Origin of the sequence: Streptomyces sp. NPDC059398 (genome assembly GCF_042751845.1) — a bacterium.
GTDB lineage: Bacteria > Actinomycetota > Actinomycetes > Streptomycetales > Streptomycetaceae > Streptomyces.
Genome location: NZ_JBHYWP010000078.1, coordinates 17535 through 32004, shown reverse-complemented (window position 1 = coordinate 32004; position 14470 = coordinate 17535). Strand labels below are relative to the sequence as shown.

The window sequence follows — 14470 nt, the reverse complement described above, 5'->3', positions numbered from 1 at the left end:
CGCGCCGGCCCCGCCCCCCCCCCCGGGGGGGGGGGGGGGGGGGGGCGGGGGGGGGGCCCCCCCCCCGGGGGGGGGAGTCGTCGGCCGTGGGGGAGCCGTCCGTGGCCGCCGGGCGGCCGAGCGTACGGTCGAAGGCGGTCAGCAGCAGGTAGAGCACACCGGCCCCGAGCATGACCCAGGCGAGGGTGTGCATACCGCCGGTTCCGGCGCGCTGTCCGAAGGATGTGGCGGTCGCGGACGAGGCGACCATCGAGCCGATGTAGGCGAAGGTACGCAGCAGCCCGGCCGAGGAAGCGGTGCGCTCGGGATCGGCCTGGTAGTAGACGGAGTTCTGCAGGGCCAGATTGTTCAGTCCCTGGGGGACGCCGAAGACCAGGGCGACCAGGAGCAGCATCCACAGCGGGCTGCTCCCGGTGAGCGTCAGCATCACCAGACAGGCGACGATCTGCCCGGCCGCGCCGACCAGCAGCTTCCCGCGCACACCCGTGCGCCGTCCGGAGAGGACCGAGACGCCGATCGCCATCAGGAACATGGGGATCTGGACAAGACCGGCGTGGAAGGGCGTCAGCCCGTACCCCTCCTCGGTCCACTGGCTGAAGCCGTAGAGGAAGCCGTACGCGACGACATAGGCCACGAGCGCGCGCCCGTAGGTGGCGAGCAGCGGTGAGTTGCCGCCGAGTACCCGCAGATCGATGAAGGGGGTCGCGGCCCGCAGCTCCCGTACCGCGAACGCGGCTCCCGCCGCCGCGGCGAGCGCCAGCAGATACCAGTCGCGCAGATGCAGGTTCATCAGGAAGAGCAGCAGCGAGGTGAGGGTCGCGGCGAACAGGCCCATACCGGGCAGATCGAGCTGGGCGGCCAGGTGGCCACGGATCGGGGATCCGCCCGTACCGGTCTGCTTCGGCAGCCGCAGCAGCCCGAGGGACACGGCGGCGACGGCCAGCGGCACATTCAGCGCGAAGGTGGCCCGCCAGCCGCCCGCCGCGATCAGCAGGCCGCCGACGAGCGGGCCGACGACGGCGATGGTCTGGTTGGCGACAGCCAGCGCGGTCAGCACCCCGCCGGGGCTGTCCCGCCCGGTGCGCTGGGCCTCACTGCGTACCAGTGCCATCGCGGCGGGGTACCCGGCGCAGGTGCCGAAGCCGAGCAGCACCCGCGCGAAAATCAGCAGCCCCAGACTGGGTGCCAGGGTGCCCGCCACCCCGGCGACGCCGACGAGGCCGGTGCTGAGCAGGAAGAGCCTGCGCGGCCCGAAGATGTCGATGAGGCGGCCCACGACCGGCTGTCCGAGCGAGGTGGCCAGGTAAAGGGCCGAGACCAGCCACGCGGTCTGCGAGGCCGGTGCGCCCAGGGCCCGGCCGATGGGGACCAGGGCGACGGAGATGATCGTCGAGTTGACCGGGTTCAGAACCGAACCCAGCATCATCGGCGGCAGCAGCCGCCGGTCGAAACGAGGTTTCTCCGTCTCCGCTATGCCGCCGGTCGCCGCCTCAGTCATGGGTCAGCCGGTCCAGCACGGTCATCGCGGCGAGCACCGCCTGCCGTTCGTCCTCCGTGCACCGGTCCTGCAACCGGACCGCCAGCCACTCCGTACGGGCCTGCCGCCCTTCCTCCACCCGGCGGTGCCCCTCCGCGGTCAGCGTGATCAGCAGCCGCCGCCCGTCCTCCGGGTCCGGGGCCCGCTCCACGAGCCCCAGGGCGGCGAGCGAGGCGACCGTCGCCGTCATCGACTGGTGCCGCACCCCCTCGGTGGTGGCGAGCTCGCTCGCCGTGACGCCCGCCTTGCCGGAGAGGCGGGCCAGTACGGAGGCCTGCCCCAGGGTGAGGTCCTCGTCCTGGGCGGCGTTGAGGATGCGGCGGCGCAGCCGGCTGATGACGGCGCGGACCTCGCGCGACGCCTGAACCGCGGAGGGCGGCAGGTTCGGGTTCTCGCTCATGCCTGCCACGCTAATGCCTACAGGCTTACTTGTACAGTTTCAGCTGTACAGTATGGGCTGTGCCTGGCCGGTGCGCTCCGCCCCGCTCAGGCACCGGCCGGGGACGTCAGCCGGAGACTCCGCTCAGCGCCTGGTCGAGCGCCTGCAGAAACCGGTTGGTGGTCGTACGGTCGCGCACCGCGAGCCGCAGCCACTCGGGCCCGAGCCCCGGAAAGGTGTCACCGCGGCGTGCCGCGAAGCCGAGCCTGCGCAGCCGCTCCCGTACCGCGTCGGCGCGCTCCATCCGTACCAGCACGAACGGCCCGTCGGCCGGCTCCACCGCCCGTACCTCGTCGAACTCCGCCAGACCGGCCAGCAGATGGGCGCGGTCGGCGGCGATGGCGTGTGCGGCGAGCGCCGCCTCGGCGAGTGCCGGCGCCGCCGAGCACGCCTCGGCCGCGGCCAGCGCCGGGGTCGAGACCGGCCACAGCGGCTGTGCGCGCTCCAGCAGCTCCACCGTCTCCGGTTCGGCCAGCACATAGCCGATCCGCAGTCCGGCGAGCCCCCATGTCTTGGTGAGGCTGCGCAGGACGATCAGGCCCGGCACATCCGTACGGCCCGCGAGCGACTCGCGTTCGTCGGGCACCGCGTCCATGAACGCCTCGTCGACCACCAGCAGCCGGCCCGGCGCGGCCAGCGAGGCGAGCGTCGCCGCCGGATGCAGGACGGACGTCGGGTTGGTCGGATTGCCGGCCACCACCAGATCCGCCGTGTCGGGCACCGCCGCGGGATCCAGCCGGAACCCGTCGTCCGCGCTCAGCAGCACCCGCCGCACGGTGTGTCCGGCGTCGCGCAGCGCCGCCTCCGGTTCGGTGAACTGCGGGTGTACGACGACGGGTCTGCGCACCGGGAGCGCGCGGGCGATCAGTACGAAGGCCTCAGCGGCTCCGGCCGTCAGCAGGACCCGTTCGACCGGCAGCCCGTGCCGGGCGGCCACCGCCGCTCTCGCGGCCCGCCCGTCGGGGTAGGCGGCCAGGCCGCCGAGCGAGGCGGCTATGTGGTCCCTGAGCCAGGGCGGGGGAGTGCCCGCCCTGACGTTGACCGCGAGGTCGGTGAGGCCGCCGGGGCCGCAGTCCCGTACCTCGGCGTCGCCGTGGTGCCGCAGATCGTGGACGTCCGTGTGTGTGCGCATGACTGCCATGGTGGTGAAGGCGGTGCCCGTCGTCATCAGGGTGAAAGTGGGACTGTTGTGGAGGTCCTGGATTCGCCGGGCCCCCGGATGGTGCCGTCCGGCGGCCCGGGGCCGGTCATGCGGGGGCCCGGCGCACCACGGCGCAGGTCGCCATCGCCGCCCGGCCGTGCGGCGCCGACTTCCGCTTCGGGACGAGCAGTTCGCCCCCGCCGGCCAGCGCGGCGGCCTCCGCCACCGACGGGGTGCCGACCGCGGCCCGTGCGGCCCCGGACGGATGGGGCACCCTGATCCGGGCGAGCACGGCGGCGCTGTACGGACGCAGTGGCACACCGAGCCGTACGGCGGCGGCGACCAGCCCCGGCTCGGCTGCCCTGGCGTCCACGGTCGCCAGCTCGGCGACACCGGAGGGCGGCAGACCGGCGTCCCGCAGGGCGTCCGCGATCAGTCCGAGCACCTCGTCGGCGCCCACGCCCCGGGACGCCCCCACCCCCACGACGAGCGGACCGGGCTCGGCCGCCGGGCCGGTCACGGCAGGGGGCACCGCAGCGCTCACGGGGCCGGTCGCGTCAGTGGTCACGGGGGTGTGACCGTCTTCGGCGGGTTCAGACGTTGACATGCGGGAACCGGGTGTCATGGGCTAGGCAGGGCCCATGGCGGTCTTCGTCGCGCTCGGCGCGTTCCTGATGACGCTCGTCGGCGGCTGGACCGCTCAGCGGGTCACCGACAAGCGTCACCTCGTGCTGGGTCTGGCCGGCGGCCTGATGCTCGGTGTGGTCGGGCTCGACCTGCTGCCCGAGGCGCTGCGCGCGGCGGGCGGTGAGGTGTTCGGGGTGCCGGCCGCGCTGCTGCTGTTCGTCGGCGGGTTCCTCGTCGCCCACCTGGTGGAGCGGCTGCTCGCGGTGCGCCAGGCGGCGCACGGGGCGGCGGAGGAGCGGGTGCCCCAGGTCGGGCTGACCGCGGCGGCCGCGATGGTCGGCCACAGCCTGATGGACGGTGTCGCGATCGGCGCGGCCTTCCAGGTGGGCGACGGGATGGGCGCCGCCGTCGCCATCGCGGTGGTCACCCACGACTTCGCGGACGGCTTCAACACGTACACCCTGACCAGCCTGTACGGGAACGCGCGGCGCAAGGCGATCGCCATGCTGGTCGCCGACGCGCTGGCGCCCGTGCTGGGCGCGGCATCGACGCTGCTGTTCACCCTTCCGGAGCAGCCGCTCGGCTGCTATCTCGGCTTCTTCGGCGGTGTCCTGCTCTATCTCGCCGCCGCGGAGATCCTCCCCGAGGCCCACCACGAACACCCGGCCCGCTCCACCCTGCTCTGCACGGTGGCGGGGGTGGCGTTCATCTGGCTGGTGGTGGGCGCCGCGGGCTGAGGCCCGGGCGGTCCGGGCCGGACCTGCTGTTCCCCGGCCCGGACCCGCTTCAGATCCGCTCCACTCGGTGGCCCGGCTCGTACCGCGTACCCGTTCCGTCCGTGCACCGTTCAACCCGCGCACCCGTCCAGGAAGCGGCGGGCGACTCCGGGCTGTGCGGCCCAGTGCGTGTGCAGATAGCTCGCGTGCACGCCCTGCTGGACGAAGCCCTCGACCCGGCGCTCCGGCTGGTGCACACCCCACGCAGGCGTGGCGCCCGCGCCCGGCTCCAGGACGGTGCGGTGGAACTCATGGGCGCGCAGCCTGGTCCCGGCCCGCGCCAGCGAGCTGTCCGACACGGCCACCGCGTCCCGGTAGCCGAGCGTCAGCCGCTCCGACATCCGGGCCTCGGCGTCCAGCACACCGCACATCGGGTGCCCGTCGAGCGACCGCGACAGATAGAGCAGCCCGGCGCACTCGGCGGCCACCGGTGCGCCGGACGCCGCAAGCCCGGCCACGGCCCGGCGCAGCGGCTCGTTGGCGGACAGCTCGGGCCCGTACACCTCGGGGAAACCGCCGCCTATGACCAGCGCGCCGGTCCCTTCGGGGAGCCGCTCGTCATGGAGCGGGTCGAAGCCGACGACATCGGCGCCCGCCGCGGTGAGCAGCTCGGTGTGCTCGGTGTACGAGAAGGAGAACGCGGCCCCGCCCGCGACGGCGACGACGGGCCGCGCCCGGCGGCCCGCACCGGTGCCGGAGGCGGTGTCCCGCCCGGCTGTTCCGCCCCGGGAGGCCACGACCCGTCCCACCGGCCCGCCTCCGGAAGCCGCGACGCCTGCCACCGGCCCGCCGCCCGCGGTGGCCGTGGCCCGTAGCGCCGTGCCCTCCCCGGTGGCCGAGGCCCGTACCGCCGTGCCGACGTCCGCCGCCGCGCCGAGTGCCTCCCACGGGTCCCACGGTGCGGTGTCCAGCGGCGGGGCGCTGCGCGCCAGCGCGAGTACCGCCTCCAGATCGCACCCCGCACGCACCTGCTCCGCCATCGCCGCGACCGCGCCCACCGCGTCGGGGCGCCGCTCCGCCACCGGCACCAGGCCCAGGTGACGGGATGGGGTCCGCGCCTGCCCGGTGCGCCGCAGCACCCCGAGCACCGGCACCCCCGACTCGTCCAGGGCCTCCCGGAGCAGCGCCTCGTGCCGGTCCGAGCCCACCTTGTTGAGGATCACCCCGCCGATCCGCACCTCCGGGTCCCAGGAGGCGAAGCCGTGCACCAACGCCGCCGCCGAACGGGACTGCGACGACGCGTCGACCACCAGCACCACCGGGGCCCGCAGCACCTTCGCGACCTGTGCGGTGGACGCCAGCTCGCCCTGCCCGGCCGCCCCGTCGTACAGCCCCATCACGCCCTCGACGACCGCCAGGTCCGCCCCGGCCGCACCGTGCGCGAAGAGCGGCGCGATCAGCTCCGTACCGCAGAGGTACGCGTCGAGATTGCGCCCGGGGCGGCCGGTCGCCAGCGCGTGGTAGCCCGGGTCGATGTAGTCGGGGCCCACCTTGTGCGGCGACACGGCGAGCCCGCGCCCGGCGAACGCGGCCATCAGCCCGGTGGCGACCGTGGTCTTGCCGCTGCCCGACGAGGGCGCGGCGATGACGAGTCTGGCTACCACTCGATGCCCCTCTGCCCCTTCTGCCCCGCGTCCATCGGATGCTTGACCTTGGACATGTCGGTCACCAGGTCGGCGACGTCGAGCAGCGCCTGCGGCGCGTTCCGCCCGGTGATCACCACATGCTGGGTGCCCGGCCGGTCCCGCAGTACGGAGACCACCTCATCGGTGTCCACCCACCCCCAGTGCATCGGGTAGGCGAACTCGTCGAGCACGACCAGCCGGTAGCTCTCCGCCGCCAGGTCGCGCTTGACCTGCTCCCAGCCCTCTCGGGCGGCCTCCTCGCTCGACTCGATGGACCGCTGGACCCAGGACCACCCCTCGCCCATCTTGTGCCAGGCGACCGTCCCGCCCTCACCGCTGTCCCCGAGCACCCGCAGGGCCCGCTCCTCGCCGACCTTCCACTTGGCGGACTTCACGAACTGGAACACCCCGACGGGCCAGCCCTGGTTCCAGGCGCGCAGCGCGAGCCCGAAGGCAGCGGTCGACTTCCCCTTCCCGATACCCGTGTGCACCATGGTCAGCGGGCGGTTGCGGCGCTGCCGGGTGGTCAGCCCGTCGTCCGGCACGGTGGTCGGCTGTCCCTGCGGCATTACGCTGCCCTCCTCGGCGAACTGCTCCGTATGTCCTGCGCGGTGTCCTTGACCACGTCCTTCACCAGACCTGCGATGCTCTCGGCCCGCAGCTCGTCCAGCGTCACCGCCGTACCGCCGAGCCGCCGCGCCAGCTCCCCGGCGAGCCCCAGCCTGACCGGCCCCGTCTCGCAGTCCACGACGACCGATGCGACGCCCTCCGCCTCGTGCAGCCGCGCCGCGCGCGCCGCCAGGGCGACAGGATCCGGGCCGCCGGTGGCCCGGCCGTCGGTGACGACCACGAGCAGCGGCCGGCGGGACGGGTCCCGCATCCGCTCGACCCGCAGGACCTCATGGGCCTTCAGCAGCCCGGCGGCCACCGGGGTGCGCCCGCCGGTCGGCAGTGTGTCGAGCCGGGCCGCTGCCGCGTCGACGGACGAGGTCGGCGGCAGCGCGATCTCCGCGTCCTTGCCGCGGAAGGTCACCAGGCCCACCTTGTCGCGCCGCTGGTATGCGTCGAGCAGCAGCGAGAGCACCGCACCCTTCACCGCGCTCATCCGCTGCCTGGCCGCCATCGAACCCGACGCGTCCACCACGAAGAGCACCAGATTCCCCTCGCGCCCCTCCCGGGTGGCCTGCCGCAGATCGTCCCTGCGCACCACGAGACCGCGCCCCGAGCGCCCGCGCGCCCGCTGGTGCGGCGCGGCGGCCAGGACCGTCGCCGCCAGATGGAGCTTGGTGAGCGCGCCCTGCGGCCGGCGTGAACCGGTGGTGCGGCCGTGCTCGGTCCTGGCCCGTGAGCGGCGCCCCGCGGCCCCCTCGCCGAGCCCCGGCACACTCAGTACGCGGGTGCGGAACGGTTCTGCCGGTCTGGCCGCCGCCTGTTCCCCGCCACCGCCGGGCGCGGTGGGGCCGCCCTCGCCCGCCCCCTGCGGCGCCGGCGTGCCGGACCCGTCCGCTGACGGCTCCTCGTGCGCCGGCGTGTCGGACCCGTCAGCCGACGGTTCCGGGCGCGCCGGTGTGTCGTCAGGGCCGCCGTCCCCGTCACGCTGCGGCGGCAGCCCGCCACCGCCGCCACCTTCGGGCCCGGGGCCGTCGTCGTCGCCGTCGGGCCCGTCGCCGTCGCCCGCGGACTCCGCCAGCGTGTCGTCGAGCTTGTCCTCGTCGAGCCCCGGCGCGTCGAACGGGTTGCGCCTGCGGCGGTGCGGCAGCGCGAGCAGCGCCGCCTGCCGCACATCGTCGGCCGTGACGTCCGTACGCCCCGCCCAGGCCGCCAGCGCGGTCGCGGTGCGCGCCATCACGATGTCCGCGCGCATCCCGTCCACCTCGAAGGCGGCACAGGTCGCGGCGATCTGCCGCAGCGCCCGGTCGCCCAGCCGTACCGAGGGCAGCAGCGCACGCGCGGCCACGATCCGCTCCCGCAGCGCGCCCTCCTCGTCCGCCCAGCGGGCCGTGAACCCGGCGGGGTCGTCGTCGTACGCGAGCCTCCTGCGCACCACCTCGACCCGCTGGTCCGGATCGCGCGAGGCGGCGACCTCGACGGTCAGCCCGAAGCGGTCCAGCAACTGCGGCCGCAGCTCACCCTCTTCGGGGTTCATCGTCCCGACGAGCAGGAACCGCGCCGCATGCCGTACGGAGACGCCCTCGCGCTCCACGTACGAGGCGCCCATCGCCGCGGCGTCCAGCAGCAGATCCACCAAGTGGTCGTGCAGCAGGTTGACTTCGTCGACATAGAGGATCCCTCGGTGCGCGTCGGCGAGCAGCCCCGGCTCGAAGGCCTTCACGCCCTCGGCCAGCGCGCGTTCGATGTCCAGGGCGCCGACCAGCCGGTCCTCGGACGCGCCGACGGGCAGTTCGACCATGCGCGCCTCGCGCGACACGCCGTCGGCGGACTCGTGGGGGCCGTCCGGACACGCCGGGTCGGGCGCGCCGGGGTCGCACGAGAAGCGGCACCCCGGTACCACCGGGACCCCGGGCAGCAGTGCGGACAGAGCCCGCACCGCCGTACTCTTCGCGGTCCCCTTCTCGCCGCGCACGAGCACGCCGCCGACTGCCGGGCTGACCGCGTTGAGCAGCAGCCCGAGACGCAGGTCGTCCATGCCCACGACAGCGGTGAACGGATAGGGCGTGGTCACTTCGGGATCACTCCTTCAGATGCTCGGGTGGCAGGTTCGGTATCGGCCGGGAGGCCGCTGGGCCATGTCGTGCGGGGCGCCGCCGGGCGGGCGGCAACCGCCGCTCCCGTCGCTTCCGCCGCTCTCATGGCGCCCCCGGCGGTACGAAGGGGAGCCCGGCCGGAGCGCCCGACTCGATCAGCGCGAGCAGCCCCTCGGTGTCCGCGTGCTCCTCGATGAGGTCGCCGAGCCGGTCCAGCTGCTCCTCGCGGAGCACACCGAAGTTGGTGTCGGGCGCCGGTACGAAACGCCGGCCCGCCACGGCGGCGACCTCGCGCAGGAACGCCCGGCGGAAACCGTCGCTCTCCAGCGAGCCGTGCCAGTGCGTGCCCCACACGGAACCGGCGCGGCACCCGTCGAGGAACGGCGTACCGCCCCGGACGTCCGCGACCCCGTGGTGGATCTCGTACCCCTCGACGGGCTCCCCGAGCGCCTCGCCGGCCGGCCGCGCCAGGGTCTTCTCCACGGCGAACCGCACCCGCACGGGCAGCAGCCCCAGCCCGGCCACGGACCCGGCGCGCGATTCGACCGTGTCGTCGATGTGCTCGCCCAGCAGCTGGAAACCGCCGCAGATGCCCAGCACCGGACGGCCTTCGGCGGCCCGCCTCGCCAGCGCGTCCGCGAGCCCCCGCTCGCGCAGCCACGCCAGGGCGCGCACTGTGCCACGTGTCCCCGGCACGATCACCAGATCCGCGTCCGCCAGCTCCTCCGCACGGTCCACGAACCGCACCACGACGCCCGGTTCGGCCGCCAGCGCGTCCACATCGGTGAAGTTCGACATCAGCGGCACGGCGCACACGGCGACCCGCAGAACATCCTGCCCGTACGGCGCCGAGACCGCGGACTCACGCACGGTGCCGCGCATCGACACCCGCAGCCCGTCCTCCTCGTCGATGCCCAGACCGTGCGCGTACGGCAGCACCCCGTAGGTCCGCCGCCCGGTCAGCCCGTACAGCATGTCGAGCCCCGGTTCGAGGAGGGAGACGTCGCCGCGGAACTTGTTGACGAGATATCCCGCGACCAGCGACTGGTCCTCGGCGGCCAGCAGCGCGGTCGTACCGAAGAACGACGCGAAGACACCGCCCCGGTCGATGTCGCCGACGACGACCACCGGGAACCGCGCGGCGCGCGCGATGCCCATGTTCACGATGTCGGTCCGCCGCAGATTGATCTCGGCGGGACTGCCCGCCCCCTCGCAGATCACCGCGTCGTACGTGCCCCGCAGCTCGGCCAGGCAGTCCGTCACCGTGGAGAGCAGCGCCTCCTGCCGCCCGCCGTGGTAGCCGCGGGCGCTCATCTCGCCCACCGGCTTCCCCATCAGCACGACCTGGCTCGACCGGTCGCTCCCCGGCTTGAGCAGGACCGGATTCATCAGGGCCGTGGGCTCGACCCGCGCCGCCTGCGCCTGCATGGCCTGGGCCCGCCCGATCTCCGCGCCCTCGCGGGTGACGAACGAGTTGAGCGACATGTTCTGCGCCTTGAACGGCGCGACCTTCACCCCCCGGCGCACCAGCCACCGGCAGATGCCCGCCGTGACCACGCTCTTCCCGGCGTCCGACGTCGTACCGGCCACCAGCAGTCCGCCGCTCATCCGCGCACCTTCCTCACCACGAGAGCCGCCGCGAGCGCCAGCACGGACACCCGGCGCGACAGCCGGACCGCACGCTCGATGTCCCCGTACTCCACGGGCCTGCCACCGCCGTTGAGCACCGCCCGGTGCTCGACCCGGCCGCCGTACGAGAGGGTGCCGCCGAGCCGTACACCCAGCGCGCCCGCGAACGAGGCCTCGACCGGGCCCGCGTTGGGGCTCGGGTGGCCGCCCGCGTCGGACCGCCAGGCGCGCAGGGCGCCGCCCGGGTCCCCGCCCGCGAGGACCGCGAGTACGGCGGTGAGCCGGGCGCCGGGCCAGCCCGCCAGGTCGTCCAGCCGGGCGGAGGCCCAGCCGTACCGCAGATAACGGGGCGACCGGTGGCCGACCATCGCGTCCAGGGTGTTCACCGCCCGGAACCCGGCGAGCCCCGGCACCCCGGCCAGCGCACCCCAGACCAGCGCGCCCACCACCGCGTCCGAGGTGTTCTCGGCCACGGACTCCACGACGGCCCGCGCGATCTGCTGGGCGTCCAGGGCCTGCGGATCGCGTCCGCACAGATGCGGCAGCCGCTCCCTGGCTGCCTCGGTGTCACCGGCGGCCAGCGCATCGCCCACCGCGCGCGCCTCCCGCCCCAGCGAGGTGCCGCCGACGACGGCCCAGGTGGTGGCCGCGGTCAGCGCGATCCCCGCCGCGGGCCGGCCGCGCACGGCCCGCCCGGCCAGCACGGCGGCGCCCACCGCGCCCCCGGCGCAGACCGCGGTGTGCAGGACGCCCCACCCGCGGTGGTCGCGCCAGAGCCGGCGCTCCACTGCGGCGGCGGCCCGCCCGAAAGCGGCGACGGGGTGCCCGCGCCGGGGATCGGCGATGAGGAAGTCCGCCAGGAGGCCCGTGGCGGCGCCGTACACGAAGACACGCTCGGCACGCATGGGGTCAGCAGGCCGGTACGCCTCGGCGGGCCCCTGCCGCGCTGGTGACCGGAGTGTCGGGGCGATCGGGCAGCAGGCAGCCGCGCATGGCGTAGTCCTCACTCAGGGTGTCCGCGCCCTGGTTCGACGTGACCGGCGGTGAGAGTTCCTGGCTCCCGGGGTGCGACCCCCGGTGACAGTGGCGGGACCGCGCCGGATTCGCACCGGACTTCCTCTCCTGCCGCCGTACTGGCCCCGGCAGTCCACCACGGTCGGCGAACACCCGTCAACTCACCCTTGACCTGCGACGAGTCGTTGTGCCGGGCCCCACACGGGCCGCCGGGGCTACGGCGTGACGCGGGGGAGCGGGGCCGTCAGGCGACGATCAGGAAGATTCCGTACGCGACGGCCGCCGCGCAGAGCGCGAAGCAGGCGTACGAACCCGCCCGCACGCCCGGGGTGCCGCCCCGGCCCGTACCGGCCGGTGCCGTGGCGGCGGGTGCGGTCGCGGTGCCCGCCTCCGGCGCGGGCTCACGCGCCAGCCCCACCACGCCGAGCGTGAAGAGGCCGACCAGTCCGACGGTCGCCACGAGGCTGACGCCGAAGACGGTGCCGAGAGCTGCCCAGTCGATGTCCATGGTGGGGTGTCCTTCTCGTTCGGGCCGTCAGACCGTGGCGGGCCGGGTCGGCTCCGGTGCGGGGCCGCCCGGTGCGGGGATGGTGGTCCGCAGACCTTCGGGGACCGCGACGGGCGGCGGGGCGACGGCGGCGATGGCTGTCGTCACCACCCCGGCGGGCTCGTCGGCGACCGCGGGCCCGTCCGGCGTGACGCTGTGCCGGTCGACCGGTGTACGGCGGGAGAGCGCCCAGATGACACCGGAGCCCGCGACCAGCAGAACGGCCACGGCCCCGATACCCCAGGGACCGCGGCCGGTCAGGAACTCGGCGCCCGCGCCTACGAGCGCGGCGGCGGGCAGCGTCAGACACCAGGCGACGGCCATCCGGGTCGCGGTGGACCAGCGGACCACCCCGCCCTTGCGGCCGAGGCCCGCGCCCATCACGGAGCCCGAGCAGACCTGGGTGGTGGAGAGCGAGAAGCCGAGGTGCGAGGAGGCCAGGATCACGGTCGCGGCACCGGTCTGGGCGGCGAAGCCCTGCTGCGGCCTGAGCTCCGTGAGCCCCTTGCCCATGGTCTTGATGATGCGCCAGCCGCCCAGGTAGGTGCCGAGTGCGATGGCGGTGCCCGCGGAGACGATGACCCACAGCGGCGGGTTCGAACCGGGGGCGATGACCTTGCCGGTGACCAGGGCGAGGGTGATGATGCCCATGGTCTTCTGCGCGTCGTTGGTGCCGTGGGCCAGCGAGACCAGGCCGGCGGAGGCGATCTGGCCCGCCCGGTAGCCCTTGGCGGTGGACTTCTCGTCCGTACGGCGTCCGATCCGGTACGTCAGCCTGGTGGCCAGCAGCGCGGCGAGACCGGCGACGACCGGCGCGGCGACCGCGGGGAGCAGGACCTTGGTGACGACCACGTCGCCGTTGACACCGGACGAGCCGACCGACATCAGCGTGGCTCCGATGAGCCCGCCGAAGAGTGCGTGGGAGGAACTGGACGGCAGGCCGAGCAGCCAGGTCAGCAGGTTCCAGAGGATGGCGCCGACGAGCGCCGCGAAGATCACTTCGGTGGTGATGCCCTGTTCGTTGATGATCCCGCCGGAGATCGTCCTGGCGACCTCGACGGAGAGGAACGCCCCGACGAGGTTGAGCACGGCGGACATGGCCACCGCGGTCTTCGGTTGGAGAGCGCCGGTCGAGATGGTCGTGGCCATCGCGTTGGCCGTGTCGTGGAAACCGTTCGTGAAGTCGAACACGAGAGCGGTAATGATCACGATCCCAAGGAGCAGGGTCAAGTGTTCCATTTACCTGGGCAATCGTTCGAGGTCATTGACGCGATGAACGTAGGCAACCCGGGTGAACGGAAGATGAACTGAGCCGGGCGCTGTGGTGACCCTGCCCGGACGCACCCATTCCGCTCATCGCGGCCCGCTTGCCCGCCCGCCTGCCTGCCTGCCGTCGCGGCGTACCGCGGTGCCCGCGGGCCTGGCATCATCGCGGGGACGGGCCGCCTGTGCCCGGGGCGGCGCACCGGGACCGGTGCGTTCCGGATGTTCCGGATGTTCCGGATGTTCCGGATGTTCCGGATGTGGGGTCAGATGTGATGGGGCCAGATGTGAGATGTGATGGGGGAGGGTGCCGTGACGTCCTATGAGACCGGTCCGCTCGCGCATGCCTGGCACGATGTGGTCGCCACCGCCCGCAGGACCGCGTCCGATGGGCTGGTCGTCGGTACATCGGGCAATGTCTCGGTGCGCTGCGGCGATCTGATCCTGGTCACCCCCAGCGGGGTGCCGTACGAGCGGCTCGGCCCCGGCGACACCGTCGCCGTCGACCTGGAGGGCCGCCAGGTGCTCGGCGAGCTGAAGCCGACCAGCGAACTGCCCCTGCATCTCGCCGTCTACCGCGCCACCACCGCCACCGCCGTGGTCCACACCCACGCGGTGCACGCGACGGCGGTCTCCACCCTCGTCCCCGAGCTGCCCGCCGTCCACTACATGGCCGCCGCACTGGGCGGCCCGGTGCGGGTCGCCCCGTACGCGCTCTACGGAAGCGACGAGCTGGCGGCGAACATGCTCACCGCACTCGCCGACCGCTCCGGCTGCCTCCTCCAGAACCACGGCACGGTCACCTTCGGCGGCTCGCTCGACCAGGCGTACGACCGCACCGCCCAGCTGGAGTGGATGTGCAGGCTCTGGCTCACCGCGTCCGCGCTGCCCGGCCGCTCACCGTCCCTGCTCTCGCCGGAACAGCTGGCCGAGGCCGGCGGGAAGCTCCGGGAGTACGGCCAGCCCGGTTAGCCCTGCCGCCCGCTCGGTGCCGCCCGCTCGCTCAGTGCCTTCTGCCCGGCGCTTTCGTCCGGCGTCTTCCGTCCGGCGCCTTCCGCCCACTGGCCTGCGCCTGGACCGGACCGGACCGGATCGGGCCCGGTCCGGTCCGGAGCCGCAGCCACCGCTCCGGCCACGTTTGCTCCGGCCGGGTGGCAGCGGGGCCCG

Annotated in this window: 12 protein-coding genes, 1 pseudogene and 1 riboswitch; of the genes and pseudogenes, 2 read left to right on the top strand and 11 right to left on the bottom strand. The window is 74.2% G+C overall.

The genetic code is table 11. The features are described from left to right. From ACFXBC_RS24920 to ACFXBC_RS24905, 4 genes and pseudogenes are all read right to left on the bottom strand, one after another. On the bottom strand, positions 1–1498 hold a 1498-nt coding region (locus tag ACFXBC_RS24920; protein ID WP_385028516.1), incomplete at its 3' end, for an MFS transporter. Then, entirely contained in the window at positions 1491–1937 is a 447-nt protein-coding gene (locus ACFXBC_RS24915) for a MarR family winged helix-turn-helix transcriptional regulator (protein WP_385028513.1), read from the bottom strand. The genes ACFXBC_RS24920 and ACFXBC_RS24915, both read right to left, overlap by 8 nt. Positions 1938–2043: 106 nt before the next feature. Continuing rightward, positions 2044–3144 carry an Rv2231c family pyridoxal phosphate-dependent protein CobC gene (cobC, locus tag ACFXBC_RS24910; RefSeq protein WP_385028510.1) on the bottom strand — a complete coding sequence of 367 codons (1101 nt, stop codon included), beginning with the start codon at positions 3142–3144 and terminating at the stop codon, positions 2044–2046. A 91-nt stretch (positions 3145–3235) separates the two neighbouring features. Further along, a pseudogene (locus tag ACFXBC_RS24905) lies at positions 3236–3616 on the bottom strand (cobalamin biosynthesis protein); the annotation flags it as partial. Positions 3617–3758: 142 nt separating this feature from the next. On the opposite strand from ACFXBC_RS24905, the gene ACFXBC_RS24900 reads away from it, so the two are divergent. Beyond that, the gene (locus ACFXBC_RS24900) at positions 3759–4481 is read left to right on the top strand and encodes a ZIP family metal transporter (RefSeq protein WP_385028506.1); all 723 of its coding nucleotides are present in this window, start codon (positions 3759–3761) and stop codon (positions 4479–4481) included. Between the two features lie 110 nt (positions 4482–4591). Here ACFXBC_RS24900 and ACFXBC_RS24895 read toward each other — a convergent pair whose 3' ends face one another. From ACFXBC_RS24895 to ACFXBC_RS24865, 7 genes are all read right to left on the bottom strand, one after another. Beyond that, complete coding sequence (locus ACFXBC_RS24895) at positions 4592–6124, bottom strand: cobyrinate a,c-diamide synthase (protein WP_385028503.1); 1533 nt, start codon at positions 6122–6124, stop codon at positions 4592–4594. Beyond that, on the bottom strand, positions 6118–6714 hold the full coding sequence (gene cobO, locus ACFXBC_RS24890) for a cob(I)yrinic acid a,c-diamide adenosyltransferase (RefSeq protein WP_385028500.1): 597 nt from the start codon (positions 6712–6714) through the stop codon (positions 6118–6120). Before cobO ends, ACFXBC_RS24895 begins: the two co-directional genes overlap by 7 nt. Next, positions 6714–8828 (bottom strand): putative cobaltochelatase, encoded by a 2115-nt coding sequence (locus tag ACFXBC_RS24885; protein WP_385028497.1) that lies wholly within the window; start codon positions 8826–8828, stop codon positions 6714–6716. The genes cobO and ACFXBC_RS24885 overlap by 1 nt, the downstream gene beginning before the upstream one ends. 124 nt (positions 8829–8952) lie before the next feature. Continuing rightward, entirely contained in the window at positions 8953–10458 is a 1506-nt protein-coding gene (locus ACFXBC_RS24880) for a cobyric acid synthase (RefSeq protein ID WP_385028494.1), read from the bottom strand. Next, positions 10455–11384 carry a cobalamin biosynthesis protein gene (locus tag ACFXBC_RS24875; RefSeq protein WP_385028491.1) on the bottom strand — a complete coding sequence of 310 codons (930 nt, stop codon included), beginning with the start codon at positions 11382–11384 and terminating at the stop codon, positions 10455–10457. Before ACFXBC_RS24875 ends, ACFXBC_RS24880 begins: the two co-directional genes overlap by 4 nt. 142 nt (positions 11385–11526) lie before the next feature. Beyond that, a riboswitch (cobalamin riboswitch) is annotated at positions 11527–11600 on the bottom strand. Positions 11601–11737: 137 nt separating this feature from the next. After that, positions 11738–12001 carry a hypothetical protein gene (locus ACFXBC_RS24870; protein WP_385028488.1) on the bottom strand — a complete coding sequence of 88 codons (264 nt, stop codon included), beginning with the start codon at positions 11999–12001 and terminating at the stop codon, positions 11738–11740. A 27-nt stretch (positions 12002–12028) separates the two neighbouring features. Beyond that, positions 12029–13279, bottom strand: a complete 1251-nt coding sequence (locus ACFXBC_RS24865; RefSeq protein ID WP_385028485.1) for an anion permease — start codon at positions 13277–13279, stop codon at positions 12029–12031. A gap of 336 nt (positions 13280–13615) precedes the next feature. Between ACFXBC_RS24865 and ACFXBC_RS24860 the strand changes: the two genes are divergently transcribed. Continuing rightward, a complete protein-coding gene (locus ACFXBC_RS24860) occupies positions 13616–14275 on the top strand; it encodes a class II aldolase/adducin family protein (protein ID WP_385028482.1) in 660 nt (219 codons plus the stop codon). Positions 14276–14470: the final 195 nt, after the last annotated feature.